The sequence below is a fragment of the Clostridium sp. MF28 genome (assembly GCF_002969175.1).
GTDB classification, from domain to species: domain Bacteria; phylum Bacillota; class Clostridia; order Clostridiales; family Clostridiaceae; genus Clostridium; species Clostridium beijerinckii.
In genome coordinates this window covers 813,874-834,383 of record NZ_CP014331.1, presented here as the reverse complement: position 1 = coordinate 834,383, position 20,510 = coordinate 813,874, and the positions used below count along the sequence as shown (strand labels likewise).

At 28.7% G+C, this 20,510-nt stretch carries 17 protein-coding genes; 14 read left to right on the top strand and 3 right to left on the bottom strand.

Annotated elements, in window-relative coordinates; all coding sequences use genetic code 11:
* The first annotated feature begins 17 nt into the window (after positions 1 to 17).
* Positions 18 to 3,659 (top strand): methionine synthase, encoded by a 3,642-nt coding sequence (gene metH / locus AXY43_RS03525; protein ID WP_105410985.1) that lies wholly within the window; start codon positions 18 to 20, stop codon positions 3,657 to 3,659.
* Between the two features lie 394 nt (positions 3,660 to 4,053).
* Here the strand turns inward: metH and AXY43_RS27505 are convergent, their stop codons facing one another.
* Positions 4,054 to 4,215 carry a hypothetical protein gene (locus tag AXY43_RS27505; RefSeq protein WP_017213138.1) on the bottom strand — a complete coding sequence of 54 codons (162 nt, stop codon included), beginning with the start codon at positions 4,213 to 4,215 and terminating at the stop codon, positions 4,054 to 4,056.
* A 474-nt stretch (positions 4,216 to 4,689) separates the two neighbouring features.
* Between AXY43_RS27505 and hisS the strand changes: the two genes are divergently transcribed.
* The 3 genes from hisS to AXY43_RS03510 all read left to right on the top strand — a co-directional run bounded on the left by hisS (position 4,690) and on the right by AXY43_RS03510 (position 8,875).
* Complete coding sequence (hisS, locus tag AXY43_RS03520; protein WP_023974962.1) at positions 4,690 to 6,003, top strand: histidine--tRNA ligase; 1,314 nt, start codon at positions 4,690 to 4,692, stop codon at positions 6,001 to 6,003.
* 402 nt (positions 6,004 to 6,405) lie between these two features.
* Positions 6,406 to 6,561: a zinc-ribbon domain-containing protein gene (locus AXY43_RS03515; RefSeq protein WP_008425645.1), complete on the top strand. Its 156-nt coding sequence runs from the start codon at positions 6,406 to 6,408 to the stop codon at positions 6,559 to 6,561.
* 835 nt (positions 6,562 to 7,396) lie between these two features.
* Positions 7,397 to 8,875, top strand: coding sequence for an Lsa family ABC-F type ribosomal protection protein (locus AXY43_RS03510; protein WP_023974961.1), 1,479 nt, complete (start codon positions 7,397 to 7,399; stop codon positions 8,873 to 8,875).
* Positions 8,876 to 8,939: 64 nt separating this feature from the next.
* Here AXY43_RS03510 and AXY43_RS03505 read toward each other — a convergent pair whose 3' ends face one another.
* Positions 8,940 to 9,308, bottom strand: coding sequence for a metal-dependent transcriptional regulator (locus AXY43_RS03505; protein ID WP_023974960.1), 369 nt, complete (start codon positions 9,306 to 9,308; stop codon positions 8,940 to 8,942).
* 569 nt (positions 9,309 to 9,877) lie between these two features.
* Between AXY43_RS03505 and AXY43_RS03500 the strand changes: the two genes are divergently transcribed.
* From AXY43_RS03500 to AXY43_RS03485, 4 genes are all read left to right on the top strand, one after another.
* A complete protein-coding gene (locus tag AXY43_RS03500; protein ID WP_087701718.1) occupies positions 9,878 to 10,171 on the top strand; it encodes a DUF2325 domain-containing protein in 294 nt (97 codons plus the stop codon).
* Positions 10,172 to 10,528: 357 nt separating this feature from the next.
* Positions 10,529 to 10,789: a TfoX/Sxy family protein gene (locus tag AXY43_RS03495; protein WP_041897537.1), complete on the top strand. Its 261-nt coding sequence runs from the start codon at positions 10,529 to 10,531 to the stop codon at positions 10,787 to 10,789.
* A 25-nt stretch (positions 10,790 to 10,814) separates the two neighbouring features.
* Positions 10,815 to 11,336, top strand: a complete 522-nt coding sequence (locus AXY43_RS03490) for a cysteine hydrolase family protein (protein WP_105410984.1) — start codon at positions 10,815 to 10,817, stop codon at positions 11,334 to 11,336.
* Between the two features lie 42 nt (positions 11,337 to 11,378).
* Positions 11,379 to 11,948 carry an RBBP9/YdeN family alpha/beta hydrolase gene (locus tag AXY43_RS03485; RefSeq protein WP_105410983.1) on the top strand — a complete coding sequence of 190 codons (570 nt, stop codon included), beginning with the start codon at positions 11,379 to 11,381 and terminating at the stop codon, positions 11,946 to 11,948.
* A gap of 298 nt (positions 11,949 to 12,246) precedes the next feature.
* On the opposite strand, the gene AXY43_RS03480 is transcribed toward AXY43_RS03485, so the two are convergent.
* On the bottom strand, positions 12,247 to 12,801 hold the full coding sequence (locus AXY43_RS03480; protein WP_105410982.1) for a nitroreductase family protein: 555 nt from the start codon (positions 12,799 to 12,801) through the stop codon (positions 12,247 to 12,249).
* A gap of 158 nt (positions 12,802 to 12,959) precedes the next feature.
* On the opposite strand from AXY43_RS03480, the gene AXY43_RS03475 reads away from it, so the two are divergent.
* The 6 genes from AXY43_RS03475 to AXY43_RS03445 all read left to right on the top strand — a co-directional run bounded on the left by AXY43_RS03475 (position 12,960) and on the right by AXY43_RS03445 (position 20,415).
* Entirely contained in the window at positions 12,960 to 13,313 is a 354-nt protein-coding gene (locus tag AXY43_RS03475; RefSeq protein WP_077842640.1) for a winged helix-turn-helix transcriptional regulator, read from the top strand.
* Between the two features lie 110 nt (positions 13,314 to 13,423).
* Complete coding sequence (idi, locus tag AXY43_RS03470) at positions 13,424 to 13,939, top strand: isopentenyl-diphosphate Delta-isomerase (protein ID WP_023977045.1); 516 nt, start codon at positions 13,424 to 13,426, stop codon at positions 13,937 to 13,939.
* A gap of 608 nt (positions 13,940 to 14,547) precedes the next feature.
* Positions 14,548 to 14,757 carry an alpha/beta-type small acid-soluble spore protein gene (locus AXY43_RS03460; RefSeq protein WP_012059270.1) on the top strand — a complete coding sequence of 70 codons (210 nt, stop codon included), beginning with the start codon at positions 14,548 to 14,550 and terminating at the stop codon, positions 14,755 to 14,757.
* 273 nt (positions 14,758 to 15,030) lie between these two features.
* The gene (locus AXY43_RS03455; protein ID WP_105410981.1) at positions 15,031 to 15,420 is read left to right on the top strand and encodes a hypothetical protein; all 390 of its coding nucleotides are present in this window, start codon (positions 15,031 to 15,033) and stop codon (positions 15,418 to 15,420) included.
* 35 nt (positions 15,421 to 15,455) lie between these two features.
* Positions 15,456 to 18,104 carry a PAS domain-containing hybrid sensor histidine kinase/response regulator gene (locus AXY43_RS03450; protein WP_105410980.1) on the top strand — a complete coding sequence of 883 codons (2,649 nt, stop codon included), beginning with the start codon at positions 15,456 to 15,458 and terminating at the stop codon, positions 18,102 to 18,104.
* Positions 18,105 to 18,150: 46 nt separating this feature from the next.
* Positions 18,151 to 20,415 carry a PAS domain S-box protein gene (locus AXY43_RS03445; protein WP_023975515.1) on the top strand — a complete coding sequence of 755 codons (2,265 nt, stop codon included), beginning with the start codon at positions 18,151 to 18,153 and terminating at the stop codon, positions 20,413 to 20,415.
* Positions 20,416 to 20,510: the final 95 nt, after the last annotated feature.

The following is a 20,510-nucleotide window of genomic DNA, read 5'->3' as shown; positions in this document are numbered from 1 at the left end:
TTTGGGGAGGAAACTTGATGAATTTACAAATTAAAGAGTTATTAGAAAAAAGAATACTAGTACTAGATGGGGCTATGGGGACTTGTATTCAAAATTATAAATTAGAGGAAAAAGATTATAGGGGGAATTTAAACATCTCTTGTAATCAAAAAGGAAATAATGATATTTTAAATCTCACTAATCCTACTATAATAAGAGAAATTCATGAAGCCTATTTGGAGTCTGGTGCAGATATAATTGAAACTAACACATTTAATAGTACGAGTATATCTCAAAAAGACTACGAAATGGAAGATAAAATATATGAACTTAATTTTGAAGGTGCAAAGCTTGCAAAAGAAGCTGCAGATAAATTTACAGCAGAAAATCCAGATAAACCGCGTTTTGTAGCAGGATCACTTGGACCTACAAATAAAACTGCATCTTTATCACCTGATGTTGAAAATCCAGGTTATAGAAATATAAGTTTTGATGAATTAGTTGAGGCTTATAAAGAACAAGTTTTAGGGCTTATAGATGGAGGAGTAGATTTAATTCTCATAGAAACAATTTTTGATGCATTAAATGCAAGAGCTGCTCTTATGGGAGCAAAGCAAGGATTTCAAGAAAAAGGCAAGAACTTACCTGTAATAATTTCTGGAACTATTGCAGATAAAAGTGGAAGAATTCTTTCAGGTCAGACTTTAGAAGCTTTTGCAAATACTATGGTAGATGAAAGTATAATTGCAATAGGTCTTAATTGTTCCTTTGGAGCAAAAGATTTGATACCATTTGTAAAATATCTTTCAAGAACTCAAAATAGATACATAAGTGTTTACCCTAATGCAGGACTTCCAAATTCCTTTGGGGAATATGATGAAAAGCCAGAAGAAACTGCAGCTTTAATAAAAAGTTTAGCAGAGGACGGATGTCTTAATATTGTAGGTGGATGTTGTGGTACAACACCAGATCATATAAAAGCAGTAAGTGAAGCTATAAAAGACATTTCACCTAGAAAGATACCAGACATTGAAACTGAAACAGTTTATTGTGGTTTAGAAGCTCTTAGAGCAAATAAGGAAAATAACTTTATTAATATTGGTGAAAGAACAAACGTAGCAGGTTCAGCAAAATTTGCAAGATTAATTAGAGAAAAGAATTATGAAGAAGCTTTATCTATAGCTAAAGATCAAGTTGAAAATGGAGCACAAATAGTTGATATTAACTTTGACGATGCTCTCTTAGATGCAAAAGAAGAGATGGATAAATTCTTAAAGCTTTTAGCAAGTGAACCTGAAATTTCAAAGGTTCCAGTAATGATTGATTCTTCTAAGTTTGATGTTCTTGTAACTGGACTTAAAGCCATTCAAGGAAAACCAATTGTAAATTCCATAAGTCTTAAGGTAGGAGAAGAAGAATTTAAGAGACAGGCGTCCATTATAAGAGATTTTGGAGCAGCTGTTGTAGTTATGGCTTTTGATGAAAATGGGCAGGCAGATTCTTATGAAAAGAAGATAAGTATTTGTAAAAGAGCTTATGATATTTTAGTAAATGAAGTTAATTTCCTTCCACAAAATATAGTATTTGACCCTAATATCTTAACAATTGCTACAGGAATAGAAGAGCATAATAATTATGCAGTAGATTTTATTAATGCAACTAAATGGATAAAAGAGAATTTACCTTATGCAAAAGTAAGTGGTGGTGTAAGTAATCTTTCATTTGCATTTAGAGGTAATAATGTAATAAGAGAAGCTATGCACTCAGTATTTTTATATCATGCAATAAAAAATGGAATGGATATGGGGATCGTAAACCCTGGAATGATACAAATTTATGATGAAATTGATAAAGGCTTACTTGAAAAAGTAGAAGCGGTTATTTTTAATAAAAGCGAAAATGCAGCAGATGAGCTTTTAGAATTTGCAGCCAGTTTTAATAAGGTAGACAATAAGTTAGAAGAAAACAAGGAAGCCTGGAGAAATGAAAATGTCAAAGAGAGGTTAAAAACTGCTCTCGTAAAAGGTATAGACAAATATATTAAAGAAGACGTGGAAGAGGTAAGAACAGAATATAGAAAGTCATTAGAAGTAATAGAAGGACCTCTTATGGATGGAATGAATGAAGTGGGGAAACTTTTTGGTGATGGTAAGATGTTCTTACCTCAGGTTGTAAAAAGCGCTAGAGTTATGAAAAAGGCCGTAGAAGTTTTAAGACCATATTTAGAAGAGGAAAAAAGCAGCAGCGGAAGCATTAGTGCTGGAAAAGTAGTTTTTGCAACTGTAAAAGGTGATGTTCACGATATAGGTAAAAATATTGTGTCAGTAGTGCTTTCTTGTAATAACTTTGAAGTTATTGATCTTGGAGTAATGGTTCCTACTGAAGTTATTTTAGAAACAGCTAAGAAAGAAAATGCAGATATTATCGCTTTAAGCGGTCTTATAACACCATCCTTAGAAGAAATGTCAAATGTGGCAGAAGAGATGGAAAAGCAAGGATTTAAAATTCCTCTAATGGTAGGTGGAGCTACAACATCAAAGGCTCATACAGCAATTAAAATTGCACCTAAGTATTCTGGTGGAGTAATTCATACAACTGATGCGTCAAAAGCTGTTGAAGCTGCTAAACTTCTTTTAAATAAGGATAAAAAAGCTGAATATCTTAATAAAATAGAATCAGAATATGAAACTTTAAGAGAAACATTTAACAAAGTACCTAGAAAATTTGTCACTTTAGATTATGCAAGGGAAAATAATTTCAAGAAAGAATGGGATAAAGAGGAAATCGAGAAGCCTAAAATGTTAGGTATAAAGAAATTTATTAATTTTCCTATAGGGAAATTAAGAAAATATATAGATTGGAGCTTTTTCTTCATTGCTTGGGATATGGGAATGACATATCCACAGATCCTTGAAGATGCAAAATACGGTGAAGAGGCTAAGAAATTATTAGCTGATGCTGAAAAAATGCTTGATAAAATGGAGCGTGAAAATATTTTAAAAGCAAATGCAGCCTTTGGTCTCTTCGAAGCTAATTCTATAGGCGATAATATTGAAGTCTATAATGATTCTGAAATGATTAACTTTAATCTTTTAAGGCAGCAAGAAGTGAAAAAAGATAACACATATATGTGCTTATCTGATTTCATAGCTCCTAAAGATACTGGAATAAAGGATTATATAGGTGCTTTCATAACAACAGGTGGAATAGGCGCAAAAGAATACGCAGATAAGCTCAAAGCCTCTGGTGATGATTATGGTGCAACAATGGTTATTTTACTTGCAGATAGACTTGCAGAAGCCTTTGCAGAATATGTTCATGAAAAAGTGAGAAAAGAATATTGGGCATATTCGTCAGATGAAAATTTATCCATCGAAGAAATATTTAAAGGTAAATATAGAGGAATAAGACCTGCAATTGGCTATCCTTCCCTTAGAGATCACTCAGAAAAAGTTAAATTATTTAACTTACTTGATAAAGAAGGAGAACTTAATGTAAAACTTACTGAAAGCTATATGATGTCACCAACTGCAAGTACCTGTGGTCTTTACTTTGGAAATAAAGATGCTAAATACTTTGACATTAATAAAATAGCTCAGGATCAGTTTGATGATTATGCCCAAAGGAATGGCAGAGATAAAGGTGAGCTTAAAAAGCTTATGTATACAATTATAGATTAGGATTCTTTTGATAAAAAACAGAAGACAGTTTAATTAAAAAATAAACTACATAGGTTTTTACTTTATAACAGCAGTTTAGTGTGTCAGTATGAGATGACATGTTAAACTGCTTTTTCCAGCATGTACATAAGTATAACTTATTTTAAAATTCTACATGAAGTAAATATTATCTGATTGTTGCCAATTATTCTAAATTTTAAAGTGAGATCTTATAAGTTGTTTTATTATATGACCAAAAGCTTACTGGTAAGCACATTAAACTCACATTGTATATAACCCATATAAACTTCATTTGATAATCTATATATTATCTTAATGAAGCTTATATGGGTCATTTTTATGGATTGGAATTTTATTTGAATTATTATATGCTTGCACTTTAATACAATTAGTTTTACTTTAAGCTATTTGATGAATCTGAAGAACTTGTCATATTGCCTTTTTTAGAAGCAGACTTTTTAGCACTGCCAGAGTAAACACTACTAACAGAATTTTGTACTGAATCATCTGAATTTAATATCTTTAGACCTTTAACGTCGTATGCATTTCTAACCATAATTTATGTTCCCCTTTCAATTTTTATAAACTAGTAAAATTTAGATAGACTTAATTTAGCTAACAAATATATTTTGTCTTGATTTCTTTAGTTTATTACAGGAAGTTTATCACTTTGAATGATTATTATAGTATTAAAAATCAGCTGGAAATGGTCAAATTACTATTGAAAATAAGATTAGCATATTGTATAATGATAGAAATTAAAATTTAGGAGAAAGTATTATGAAAGCATTTAATATGAAAAAAATAAATTTCATACATCATCACCAGTAAGACTTGGTCTGTTAAAGCGGCAGATACAAGTCTATAATTCGTAGGCTTGTATCTGCTGGTGATGATAAATTAAATGTCAGTAATAATTTGTTAAGCCATGTGGGATATATGCCTGCATGGTTTTTTGTCATTTAAAGCAAAATATAAAACAATTTATTTGTCAAATATAAAAATTAATATTTAAAAGGAGATTAAGATTATGAAGAACAATAAGATACAACCAAGTATATTACCAGGATTTATGGAGCTATTGCCTAAGGAGCAACAAATATTTAAAGACATAGTAAGAAAAATAACTAAAGTATATGAAGAAAATGGATTTATGGAAATTGATACTCCAGTCATTGAAAAGTCTGAGGTATTATTAGCTAAAAGTGCAGGAGAGACAGAAAAACAAGTTTATAGATTCAATAAGGGAAGTAATGATTTATCTTTGAGATTTGATTTGACAGTGCCGTTTGCAAGATATTCATCACAGTATTTTAATGAATTAACATTCCCATTTAAAAGATATCAAATTGGAAAGGTATATAGAGGTGAAAGAAACCAGAGAGGAAGATACAGAGAATTTTATCAGTGTGATATTGATATTATAGGTAATAACAAGCTTAGTATTAATAATGATGCATTTGTAATAAGTATGGTTTCTAAAGGATTTAAGGCTATCGGTTTAAAAAAATATAAATTTCAAATAAGCAATAGAAAGATATTATCAGCTATTTTAAAAAGTTTAGAGATTGGTAATGTAACTGAAGCCCTAATATTAATTGATAAATACGACAAAATAGGAGAGGAGGAGTTTAAGAAATCATTAGATGAATTAATTGGAGTGGGAAAGGCAGATGTTATTAATAAAATTATAAATATAAGTGGAAGCAACGAATCTGTATTGGGTCAACTAAAGAAATTAAATTTCAATTCAGATGAGTTTACAAAAGGTCTAGAAGAACTTGAAGCAGTTAAAAAAATGCTTGAGCTTTTTGGCGTAGAAGATAATGAATATGCAATTAACTTAAAAATAATAAGAGGACTTGATTATTATACAGGGACAGTATTTGAAACATTTTTAATGGAGAATGAAAAATATGGCTCTATATGTTCAGGTGGAAGATATGATAACTTAGCACAAAATTACACAGATAAAGTATTACCTGGAGTAGGGATATCCATCGGTCTTACGAGATTATTTTTTGTATTAAAAGAAATAGGATTTCTTAATAGCTACAAGGTAGAAAAATCAATGGAATATTTAATAATACCGATTGGTGATACGCTTGAATATTGCACTGAGATATATAAAAAATTAATTGATAAAGAAAAATATGTAGAAATATATCTTGAAGATGATAAATTAAAGAAAAAACTTAACTATGCAAATAAATTGGGGATACAGAAAGTGATATTAATAGGTGAAGATGAAGTAATAAGCAAACAAGTTAAAATAAAAAATATGATTAGTGGTGAAGAAAAAATAGTTGATATTGAGAGTCTGGAACTTTTGTATAGCTTATAAAAAATAGGAAACACTTCTTTCAAAAAATAAAAAGGCAAATTGAAAGAATTTAGACAATGATAAATAAATTTAATCTTTCGCACTGTTTTCATATAAAAACACTATACTTTAAGTGAAATGTAGTGTATACTACAGTAGATTTATGAATGTTTAAAGTGCTAGTTTTGATGTTTATATTAAGAGTTATCTTACAATCTTTTTTTATAATTTAACCATTCATAAATTACAGATATAAAAAATTAAGCAATTAATGAAATAAAAGGTTGCAATTTAAAATAAAAGCTGTTATAATAAATTTTGTAAGAAAAAGAAAAAAGGTTTTTTATAGATAGTATGGATTTCTCCTTTTAGAGAATTATATGAATCGATATTAATCTTTAATTTTAGAAGGAGGAATTGAATATGCAAGATAAAACTTTAGTATGTAAAGATTGTGGAAATGAATTTGTTTTCACAACTGGAGAACAAGAATTCTACAAAGAAAAAGGATTTGACAACGAACCAGTAAGATGTCCTGATTGTAGAAGAGCTAGAAAGCAACAAAATAATAGAAGATAGTTTTGATTATTTTAGGAGTTATAAGATTTTCTTATAACTCTTTTTTAATTCTTTAGGAATTATAATCAAATCGGTGGATAACTTTTGGAAGCTACAGAAACATATAGTCTGAGAAGCGGATTTTGTTCTATAGTGTGAAAATTTTAAAATATATAAAAAACAGGTGAGAAAAATGATAAGATAATTGCTACATTTTAGATTTAATAGTAAATAAATTTTTGCTATAGAGGTTTTTATAATGTGAGGGTTCTTGAGCGGTTAATCCCTAAAAGCTGCTTTCCAAAAAATTAGTTAATACCAAACCAATAATAGAGCGAAGAATCTATTTTATATTTTGAGAAATTCTTGAACTTATAAAAAATCAACGTAGGAATATCTTATGTTGATTTTTTTTATTTATGGTGGTACAATATCATTAAATTTGAAATTTGAGGTGAAATGATGATTAAATTTTCTTGCTAATTTTTAAAGTGCAATATAATAGAGGAGTGAATGAGTGGACTCTGTTTATTTTGTTGTACCTATGCAAGAAAGTTATTCTATTTTCTCTTAATATATATTTTATGTTATGCTATATAAATTAGCTAAACTATGTGTATTTATGAGCTGTAAGGATAATAATTTCTTGCAGCTCTTATTTTTTTCTAAACTACGATGCAAGGAGGTGAAAAGTATCATGGAAAATAAAGATATAAACCTAACACATGACAATCTTCATATAAAGCCGGATACTTCAAGCGACGTTTATATTTATATGAAGTAGAAGCAGTCGCCTAATTTTCCGACTTTGTTATTTTAGACCAATAATAAACTAATTTCAAAGGAGGACAAATGCATGTCTTTAATAAATGTTACAAACCTTACCTTCTCTTATGATGGTAATTACGATACTATTTTTGAAAATGTTAGTTTCCAGATTGATACTGATTGGAAATTGGGATTTACGGGAAGGAATGGAAGAGGAAAGACTACTTTTTTGAATCTTTTACTTGGAAAATACGAATATACTGGAAATATTTCGACCAACGTAAATTTTGAATACTTTCCGTATGAGGTAGAAGAAGAAGAAAATTTTACAATAGATGTTATAAAGGAAATTAGTCCAAATTCAATGGATTGGGAAATAATGAAAGAATTATCAATGCTAGATATAGACGACAATGTTCTATATAGACAATTTTACACTCTATCAAAAGGAGAGCAGACCAAGGCATTGTTAGCAGCTATGTTTTTGAAGGAAAATTCGTTTTTGCTTATTGATGAACCTACAAATCATTTGGATGCTGAGGCTAGAAAAAAACTTAGTAATTATTTAAGAAAAAAGAAAGGATTTATTTTGATTTCACATGATAGGGCCTTTTTAGACAATTGTATTGATCATGTTCTCTCAATAAATAAGACCAATATAGAAATACAGAAAGGTGATTTCTCAAGTTGGTGGGAAAATAAAAAGAGACAGGATGGATATGAGCTAGCAGAAAACGAAAAACTTAGGAGAGACATTAATCGTTTATCAGAATCTGCTAAGCGAACTAGTAGTTGGTCAAGTGAAGTGGAAAAATCAAAAAAAGGAACAACTAACTCTGGCTCTAAGCTTGATAAAGGCTATGTTGGTCATAAAGCTGCTAAAATGATGAAGCGTTCTAAATCAATTGAAAATAGACGGGAGACTTCAATTGAAGAAAAATCTAAGCTTTTAAAAAATATTGAAAGTTCGGACAGCTTGAAAATCTCTCAGCTTGCCTATCATAAAAATAAGCTTTTGGAACTCGAAAATATATCGATATTTTATGGAGATACAATGGTTTGTAAAGATATCAATTTAAGCATTGAACAAGGTGAACGAATTTCACTTAAAGGTAAAAATGGAAGTGGAAAATCAAGTATTATCAAGCTTATTTGTGATGAGAATATAAAATATACAGGAACTTTTAGAAAAGGCAGTGGACTAAAAATATCATATGTGTCACAGGATACCTCTTATCTTAAGGGGAATTTGACTAACTATGCTCTTGAAAACAGCATTGATGAAAGTCTTTTTAAAGCAATTTTGAGAAAACTCGATTTTTCAAGAGAGCAATTTGAGAAGGATATATCATCCTTTAGTGGTGGACAAAAGAAAAAAGTACTGATTGCAAAAAGTCTTTGTGAAAAAGCTCACTTGCATATTTGGGATGAACCCCTTAATTTCATTGATGTTATCTCTCGTATGCAGATAGAAGAGTTGTTGCTTGAATATTCGCCAACACTACTTTTCGTAGAGCATGACAGTGAATTTTGCAAAAATGTTGCAACAAAGTTTGTGGAGCTTTAGTTAAATCAATTTAAATTTATTAAAGTGGGGAGCAAGGGCTCTCCACTTTTTGATTATCTATTGTTTAAGTATTTTTATTTACATATTTCTTCATAGCCTCAAAACTCTCATTGCTTATAACATGTTCAATTCTACAGGCATCTTCAACAGCAATTTTCTCATCCACACCAATAGATTTTAACCAGTTAGAAAGAAAAGTATGCTTTTCATAGACCATATTTGCTATTTCTTTACCTGCGTCAGTGAGAACTATATTTCCCTCATCTGTTATAGCTATATATTCTTTTTCACGAAGATTTTTCATAGCAACGCTTACACTAGATTTTTTAAAATTAAGCTCGGTAGCAACATCAATAGAGCGGACAGAGTGTGATTTTTGGCTTAATATTAAAATTGTTTCTAAATAGTTTTCGACTGATTCATTTATAGCCATATAAAGACCTTCTTTCAATAAAATCTATGTAATGAAATTTAAATTTTAATGAAGTAAGTATATCATAATGTATATTTAACATCAAATTTAGAGGGAAATAGCATATATGAAAAGCATTGTGATGGGAATATAAAATATAAAGGTGCTTTTAGAAAAGGCATCGGACTTAAGATATCATATGCATCACAGGATACTTTTTATCTGTGATGCATATGAGAAAAGTAATTAATGCACTGGACAATCTTACTAGAATATATTAAACTAATATTAGTTAGTTAAGACTAACTCATACTGTTTTATTATCCAATAGTGTAATTGTTTTGAATTTTTGTGATGATTTTATCATGCATGTTATTGTGAAATAGGGGCACTATATAAATATAATATTGAGTTAGTTAAGACTAACTCGGAATAGAATATCAGGTAATAATAAAAAAGATGAAATTAAAAATTTTTAACATTTATAGATAAAACATAATAGTTAAAGGAAATCATATTGGCGAGTTGCCGAAAAGTAAATTGACTTAAAAATATTATTATATAGTTAGATAGGAGAGGTGGAGATAGAAATGAGTATTGTTATAATTGGTGGTCATGATCGAATGGTTTGCGAATACAAAAAAATATGTAAGAATTATAATTGTAAAGCAAAGGTTTTTACTCAAATGCAAGGTAATTTAAAAAAGCAAATTGGAAAGCCTGATCTGCTTGTATTGTTTACAAATACGGTATCACATAAAATGATACAATGCGTGTTATCTAATAATGATACAAATGAAGCTGAATTAATACGATGTCATCAGAGCAGTGGAACTGCCTTGAAAAAAATATTAGAATGCAAGTGCTGTAATATTAGTAATTAAAGTTTTAAATTTATTTAAAGGAATTCAGAAATATTGTACAACTATTTTAAGTAGCCGTACAATATTTCTTTTTATTCTCAAGGAGTCTATATTGAAGTGAAATCAATTGATATTGTAGCGAGGATAAATTACGAAAAAGAAGGAACTAGATAGTTATATCTCAAGAGAAAATATATTTGACTTCAAAATTTTTCTCATATGGTTTAAAAAAGCAGATTCAAAAAATATGCGAGGCCAGTTATAAAATCAGATGAAATATGTTAAGCTTTTTGATATACTTAAAAATAGAAAAAATTATCTAGGTTTCTTTAAAATGTATTTGATTTTTATTAATCAGATTTGAGAGGAAGTTTTATCATGGGAGAATTATCAAAGCTACCTAATATCGGCAAAGAAGTGGAAAGGCAATTGAATCAAGTAGGGATATTTACTTATGATGAATTAAAAGCAATTGGAGCAGAGCAGGCATGGCTTAAGATACAAGAAATTGATCCTTCTGCATGTATCCATAGGTTGCTGGCACTGGAAGGTGCAATTCATTGTATTAAGAAAACAGAGCTATCACAGAAACGTAAAGAAGATCTAAAAGATTTTTATAATTGGAATAAAGGAAAGTAGTAATTTATAAAAGGAGAATAAAAAAATGGTTTTATTAGTAGTTGATACACAAAAATTAATAACAAACGAAAAATTATATAACTTTAATGCATTTGTATCGAATGTAGAAAAAATAATTAGTGAAGCAAGGAAAAATGATATTGAAGTAATATATATACGTCATGATGATGGACCTGGGAGCGAGTTAACAAAAGGAACTGACGGATTTGAAGTGTATGAGAAATTTCAGCCAATTAATGACGAAAAAATATTTGATAAAAAAGTAAATAGTGCTTTTAAAGGGACAGGCTTATTAGAATATTTAATGGATAAAGACGAAAAAGATATAATAATTGTAGGAATTCAAACAGATTTATGTGTTGACGCCACTATAAAATGTGGATTTGAGCATGGCTTCAATATGATAGTCCCTGCTTATGCAAATACAACTGTTGACAATAAATTCATGTCAGCAGAACAAACATATAAATACTACAATGAATTTATATGGGATGGAAGATATGCAGAATATATTTCGATGGATGAAACTATTAGAAGAATGAGTTAATTAAATAAGGTGTAAATATTTTTTACAAGGAGAAATTATAAAATGAAAGCCATTAATATATATGTTATTCATGGTTATACATCTTCCAGTAAATCGGAGTGGTTTCCATGGTTGAAAGAACAGTTTAAAGATAGCTCTATTAAGGTTAATGTTCCGGATATGCCTGATTCGGGAGATCCACATCTTGAAGCTTGGCTTAAACATCTTCGTAAATGTATTATGGATATTGATGAAAATACGATATTAATTGGTCACAGCCTTGGATGTATTACAGTACTGCGCTATATTCTAGAAAAAAATATAAAAATAAAAGGTGCAATACTTGTCTCAGGTTTCATAAATAAAAATCCCATGGAGGAACAAACAGAAGGTATTCAAGAATTTGTAGATAGTCCACTTGATGTTGCTAAAATAAAAACTTTAATTCCAAAGAGAATAGTTGTTACTGCAACAGATGATGATATTGTTCCGACAGAGGCAACACAAAAACTAGCAGAAGAGTTAGATGCAAATCTTATTATTCTTGAATCAGGAAAGCATTTTATCGCTCGTGATGGATATACTAAATTTCCTGTTTTATTAAATGAGATTAAGAAATTAATTGACGCATAGAATATGCATTATTAGAAAGAAGAAACATTTTCATAGTCCTGTGAAATAACAATGTTTCTCCTTTCGGTAAAGTATTGCATAAGTCTAAGTTAGATATAAAATTTAAGAATTCAACTTATTGGATGAATGTATTTACAAATTTGCTAAAACTTTAAGTTCATATCTTCACTAGAAATCATAAATATATTTTCATAGCTTTTCGGAATCAAAATATTTATGATTTCGGTAAGTTATCACAGAAATGTAGTTTTAAATTTGGATATCTATAAATACAGATATTTATGGAATGATTTAACCATTATCGTATATAATTCACTACATTTAATTTTCTCTTAGGAGCAATTAATTCTTTGTTTAATGACTTATATCCTAAAGCAACACCATAATAGGCTTCATATCCTTCTGGAATACCGAGTTTTTTAGCTTCATCTTCTAATTTTAAGAAAAACGTTATGAGGCCAATCCAAACAGAACCAATGTTTAAGCTTTCTGCTGCTAAAAGCATATTTTGTATTGCTGCGGAGCAATCAACTTTAGGGGAAAGTGCATTTTTATTACCAGATACAATTATTAAGGTTGGAGCATCGTATATTAAATTAACCTTGGGATTTGCCCCCATATTTTTAATCCAGCTGATTTCTGATTGAGCCATTAACTCTTTTGATTTATCATTGATATGTTTTAATATTTCTTTGTTTTGAATAACAGTAAAATGCCATGGCTGATCATTATGACCAGAAGGCGCATATATCCCAGATTGGATAATTAAATCCAAATCTTCTTGTTTTATTTGTGTAGGTAAATATGTTCTTACACTTCTTCTATTTCTTATAGTTTTCAAAACTTCATTCATATAATATATTCCTTCCTTATTGGTTTTATAAAATAATAGCATTAATAGAATTATCATAAAAGTACGCACAAATTTGATATGTGATATCAAAAATGATACCATTAAGGTAATTAAATAGAAGATAGATTGTTACAAAAATGTGTTAGGAGAATAAATTAATGTCAAAATCAATTGATTTAGAGTCGGATTGCCCTATGAATTTAACTATAAATATACTTAGTGGGAAGTGGAAAATAGCAATTCTTTGGCATTTGTCGAGAGGAACTATTAGATTCAATGAATTACAAAGATTATTAACTAATATTACTCAGAAAACATTGACAATGCAGCTAAGAGAATTAGAAAGAGATGGGATAATTTATAGAGAAGTTTATCCAGAATCACCACCAAGGGTAGAATATGGACTTACAAGCATTGGAGAAAGCATGAAGCCTATTTTAAGTGCAATGTGTGACTGGGGAAAAGGCTATAAAAAATTAATAAATGAAGACAATAGTGTTAGCTTATTATAGCAAATTCATATATTGGTTAATGGAAGATGCTTTTTTACTCATATATCGAATACAATTATTTTAATGATGCAAATTTTGATTATATTAGTTTAAATGGAAGGGGAAATTAAATGGCAGAATATATAATAGCTGTAGATGAATTTGATAACGAAATAGGTTCAATTGAAAAAATGGAGGCTCACCGTAAAGGAACATTACATAGAGCTTTTTCTATATTAGTATTTAATTCTAAAAATCAATTGTTATTACAGAAAAGAAATGTAAAAAAATATCATTCGCCTGGCCTCTGGACCAATACATGTTGTAGTCACCCTAAATACGGTGAAAATTTACAGGATGCGATTTATAGAAGGCTTAAGGAAGAAATGGGTTTTACATGTGAACTTGAAGAAGTATTTAGTTTTATTTATAAAGTAAAACTTGAAGATAATCTTTTTGAAAATGAATATGATCATGTATTCATTGGGAAATATGATGGAGAAATAATTGTAAACAAAGATGAAGTAGATGATTTTAAGTGGGTTGATATTAATGAAGTTAAGAAGGACATTATAGAAAGGCCAGAAGCATATACTTATTGGTTCAAGTATTTAGTTAATAAGGCAGAAAACAAAATATTTAAATAAGTAAGAATTTCGTCTAAATAAAGATTTGGAAATTAATTGTTTTTCAATCAATAGGCCAGCAGTAATACCTATCCCAATACCTTCAACAACAAGTCTTAATCTAAAACTATGCCAATGAAATAAAGTTTTATAGGTATTTGTTTTATGTTTTAATTCCATTATTATGCCTCCAATATTGTCGTGTCTCAAAAGTATATTGTATTAAAGTATTTAATACTACAACGTATATTATGTTAGCATATATATATCAATATGTTAATAGTAAAACCTTATTTATGGACTTTGTTATATATATTGGATATATATTGTAGATTGTTACACTAATGCTTGTCACAATGAAAATGGGAGCAAGCATTAGTGGTGCAACCTGCAATTTAGCATTTTAGCGATATTCTTATAGCTTTTCGTAATCAAAATATTTATGATTTCGGTGGATTATTGCATAAGTCTAAGTTATAAATATCAATATAATTCTTCAATAGGGAAAAATATTTAATACAAGCTATCAGTACTATTTTTGCTAGTATTTTAATAGATTATAATTTGTCATAATGGTTAATATATTAATGCCAAACAAAATTTATATTAATTAAGGGAGGTTGATGTATATGTCATCAAATAACAGTGGAAGAAATAGAACATTAGTACCAGAAGCAAAGGCAGGATTAAACAGATTAAAAACTGAGGTTGCTTCAGAAGTTGGATTAAGTGATTATGAAAACATCGATAAAGGAAGCCTTTCTTCAAGACAAAATGGATATGTTGGCGGTTATATGGTAAAACATATGATTCAAGATTACGAACAAGGTCTTAAGTAATAACTATAAGACTAAGGTCGTGAAAATAACTCTTTAGAAATTTAATAAGATTACGAAAAGCTAGTAGAACTATTTATATAATTAATTGTTCTACTGGCTTTTTTGTGATTTTAAAGTTATTAATATATCAAAGACTTCTGTTTATTATTTTATTAATAATGGTATAGATGATATAATAAATTAAATGTATTCTATTTGAAGAATTTATATTTTATATGCATTATGGAAATTCCATACATGTTATAAGAGTTTATATTTACGGAGGAAGAATCAATGCCACTTAATAGTAAAAGAAATCAAGAAGCATCTATTACTATTTCAAATAAGATAGTAATTAAAGTAAGCGAAGAATTTGTTGATTTAACAGGGTATTACAAAGAGGAACTATTAGGAAAATCATATAAAGAACTGAGTAAAATATTGAAATCTGATTTTTGTGATGAATTTGGAAGTGTTAGTGATGAAATAGATATCTACATATTCACTAAGTCACTTGAGCCAAGAAAAGTGATTATTTCTAAGAAGATAGATCACGAGAAAATGAATATATTATATTTCTTCTATGAAAAAGAGAATTCCCGTATTGAAAATAAATTTTTATATGCAGAACAGTTATGTTTGGATAATAGATATGGGATTGGAATTTATTCACGCCAGATTTAACTTTATTAAAAGCTAATGAAAAATACATTTATTATATGGATGAACCATTTAATAGGAAAGAGAATTGCATTGGTAAATCAATAGAAGAAATAGCTAAAGATTTTAAGGAAGATAAAATAAGGGAAAAATGGATAAGTGTTATAAAAACAGGTAAGACGGGCTATGTAAAAGATTTTATGAGTGATAGACATGGAACGGGAGCAACATATTTTGATTCAGCAATAGTACCAATATATGAAGATGGGAAAGTAAAATATTATATTGAGAATCGTATTGATGTAACAGATAGAATAAGAAATAAAATGGTTATTAAAGCTCAAGCTGCTGAAATTGAGAGAAGGGATAAAAAAATCGAGGCAATAATGGATTTAGCAGATGAGCAGATAAGCATCTTTGATAAAAGTGGAAGGTTAATTAAAATAAGCAAAGTTATTTTGGAATTATTTCAAGCAAATAAAATAAGCAATATAAATGATATAAAAGATGAAATAATAATTTTTGATGTAAATAAAAATAAAATTGAATTTGAAGAGAGTAAGTTTAGTTATATAGAAAAAGGAAAGGAAATAAATAATTATAGAGTAATAATAGGAACTAGAAATTTAGAGAAACATGTTGTTATTAGTGGCAAGCCTATATTTGATAGAAAAGGAAATTTTGAAAGATATGTTTTAATAATTGACGATATAACGGAAAAGGTACAAGCAAAAATTATAGAAGAGCAAAAGAATAAATTAGAAGCTATAATTAGAAATATGTCCGAGGGATTGTTTACAATTGACAAAGAAGGTAATATTAATATTCTAAATTCCAGTGCAAAAGACTTTTTTTATAATATTGAATTAGCAAACAAAATCAGTGAAAATTTGTTAAAAGTGAAATTCTACGATTCCAATGATAATATAATCAAACCAGAAAATTTGCCTAGCTATCGAGTACTAAAAGGTGAAAAGATTAATGAATATAGAATGACGCTTAAGAGAAAGGGATTAGAATATCACTTTAATGTAAGTGGCAGTCCTCTATATGATGAAGATGGAGATATAGTAAAGGCGCTATTGTGCACTCGAAATGTTACTGAACAGGTTAATAGTAATACAATTATAAAGATGCAAAAAAAGCAATTAGAAGCTGTCATTGAAAATATTTCTGATGCAATTTATATTGCAGATAAGGAAGGTAAAATAATTTTGATGAATGCAGAAGGAAGAAGTCTTCTTTCTGATTATTGTGCTGTAAAGAATGCAGAAGATTTTAACATAACTAAGCAAGCTTTTGATACATCAGGGAATGAAATCCATGTGGAGAATTTGTCTTTAAAATGCGCATTACGAGGCGAAAAAATAAAAAATAAAACAATCATAATTAAGCGTTCAGATAAAGAACTAACTATTAGAGTAAATTCTACTCCTATATATGACACAAGTGGAAATTTAATTATGGCTTTAGCTTGTTATCATGATATTACAGATCTAGCTGAAAAAGAAAAGATCATTGTTGAAAAATATAGGCAATTGGAAGTATTAAAGGAAGAAGCTGAAATTGCTAATAAAATAAAGTCGTTATTCTTAGACAATATGAGCCATGAAATACGGACTCCGATGAATGGCATTTTTGGAACAATTCAGCTTCTTGAAAAAACACCTATGAGTGAGGAGCAAAGTAAGTATATAACACTGCTAAAAAACTCTGGAAATAAACTATTAACAATTATAAATAATATTTTAGATATTTCAAAAATAGAGGCCGGTATACATAAATTAAATGATGGTAAATTTGCTTTGAAAAAGATAACAGATGATATTTATACAAATCTCTTGGAATCAGGAAATTCTAAAGGATTAGAGATAAGATATTATTTTGACCCAAATGCAGAATTTATAGCAATTGGAGATGAACTAAAGTTAAAACAAATATTAGATAATTTAATTAGTAATGCAGTAAAATTTACTGAAAAAGGATATATATCCTTTAGGGTAACAAAAGTATCGTCAGATAATGACTATGTAAAAATTAAATTTACAATAGCAGATACAGGGATAGGAATAGACGAAAGATTTAAGAGTAAAATTTTTGGCATATTTAGTCAAGGTGATATATCTGTAAATAAAAAATATACAGGAACTGGTCTAGGATTATCTATATCTAAGCAGCTTGCTATGATGATGAATGGAAATATAAGCTTTGAAAGCACACTAGGAGAAGGTTCTACATTTACGTTTACATGTAGTTTTAAAAAAAGTGATTATTATGAAAAGAATATAGAGGTAATGAACGATAATAAAATTAGCGAAGATGATAATATAAATAATTTATGGATGAATAGAGTCATACTTTGCATTGAAACTAATTCAATTGACAAAGAAGTTATGGAGAGTATAGTGGAGAGAAAAGGCTGCAAATATATCCATGCGCATAATATAAGCGAGGCCTTGAAAATCCTAAATTGTAACTATGTAGACTTAATATTGCTAGATATGAAATTAAATAAATTAGAAGATTTTGAAAAAATTAAGGAAATGAGAATATCAAGAGTAAAAGGAAAAAATATTCCTATAATCGGAATGTCTTCATATACCATTATGGAAAATAGAGAGATACTTATGAATCTAGGAATTGATCATTGCATATCAAAACCATTTAATGTTGAAGAAATTTATAACATCTTCGAAATCTATTTATGAGAATGAAAGAGTGTGTTATAAAAATAATAAGGGGATGGTGTAAATTATGGTTAGCTCAGTATTAGAGGGAATATCATATTTAAATAATATTAATAACATAATATCTATATACGAACCATTAACTGATTCAAATCAAGTTATTTATGATTTCAGTGTTAAATTTATAAATGAAAGTTTCAGAAAGGAATTTGACTGTGAAAACTTACCCCATAACTGTGTTGATGAAATTAAAATGTATTTAAGAGAGTATTTATTTAGTTATTTAAAAAGAATTGATAACAATATTTATACATTAGTCATTAGAGATACTGTTTATGAAGTTAGTTTCAGTAAATTTGCTGAAAAGTATATATTTTGCACATTCATAAAAAGTAAAGGCATATTATCAAATGAAAAGTTGTTTATAGAAGGAAGAGATTTTATAGATAATGCATTAGAGAGTATTCTTGTAGTAAGCAGAAGTGGGGAAATACTTTATGGAAATAAAAAGGCTATTGAAATGTACGGGTATTCTTTTGATGAACTTGTAAATTTAAATATCTTTACCCTTAGAAATGAGGATAGCAGGGAATTCACCCAAAATCAATTAAATAAAGCTTTAGATAGAGGAATAAAGTTTAAAAGTTATCATCACAAAAAAGATGGGACAAGATTTCCGGTTGAAGTAAGGTCCGTCTGTAGTAATAAGAAATCAAGAGATGTGGCAGTCAGTATTATAAGAGATATTTCGGATATGGAAAGGTTATTTAAAGATTCAAAGATATTTTCAATATCTTTAGATATACTTGATGATCCATTTGTGATTTTTGACAAAGAAATGAACATATCTCGTTGGAGTAAAGGCGCTGAGACAAAGTTTGGATTTAAGGAAGCGGACATAATAGGAAATGATATGAGACGGCTAATTCCAAAAGATAAATTAAATGAATCACAAAAATTAATAGATATGATTACCAAAGGAAAGGTAATTAAAGATTATGAAACTGTCAGAATAGACAAGGAGGGAAACCTGGTTAATGTCTTAATGTCAGCATCTCCGATTTATGATGATAATAATCTCTTTTTCGGAGTAGTAGCAATGTATAAAGATATTACAGACAGGAAACTAATAGAAAAGGATCTGCGAGAAAAGTGTGAACAATTAGAATTGTTAAAACAGAAAGCAGAAGAAGCCAATAAAGCCAAATCATTTTTTTTGGCTAATATAAGCCATGAAATAAGAACTCCAATGAATGGAATTACGGCGGCTATACAGTTATTAAAGTTAGAAGATATTAATGAAAAGCAAAAAAAATATATTAGAATATTAAATGATTCAGCAAATACTGTGCTTAGGCTTATTAATAATTTATTAGATATGTCAAAAATAGAGTCAGGTACATTTAGAATTAATAGGGAACCGTTTAATTTAAAAGAGACTATAAATAGTATTTATAATAGCCTTTTAGTCACTGGAAATTCTAAGGGCTTAGAAGTAAGTTACTATTTAGACCATAACATAGATTTTGAAGTTATTGGTGATGAGCTGAGGTTAAAGGAGATATTATCCAATCTAATTAGCAATGCAGTAAAGTTTACAGATGACGGATATATATCATTTAGAGTAAGTATGATTTCAGAAGATAGTGATAGTGAAAAAATTCAATTTACGATTAAGGACTCAGGGATTGGTATAGATGATGAGTTCAAAGATAAGATATTTAATAATTTTACTCAAGGAAATATATCATCAATGAAAAAGTATATGGGAACAGGATTGGGGTTATCAATTTCAAAACAGTTTGCTAATTTGATGAATGGAGAAATAAGTTTTGAAAGCTCTTTTGGTAAGGGCTCAACATTTATTTTTACATGTGAATTTAAAAAAACAAATGATAAAAAACAAGTTATGGAAAGAAAAAACATTGAAAGTGATAAGCTTAATCAACATAATGATCGAGAGGATAAAGTTATCTTATATGTTGAAGATAACTTAATAAGCCAAGAAGTAATGGAAAACATAATTAGGAGTAACGGGTATAAATATATTTCAGCATATAATGGAAATGAGGCCATAAATATATTAAAAAACAATAAAGTTGATTTAATATTAATGGATATACAGATGCCAGAACTAAATGGTTTTGAAACAACACAGGCTATAAGAGTTGAGGAATTAGAAGGAAAACATATACCAATAATTGCAATAACCGCATATGCTATGCGGGAAGACAAAGAAAAATGCATAAAGGCAAAAATGGATGATTACATATCTAAACCATTTGAAATTGAAAATTTGTTAAATATTATAGAATTCAACTTAAGAACATAGAGGCTTATAAGGCAGCACTAATAATTGGTGCTGCTTTTTTTATTCTATAGGAATTTATCATATGTGTTGATTAACCAAAAAATAGAAGTGAAAAT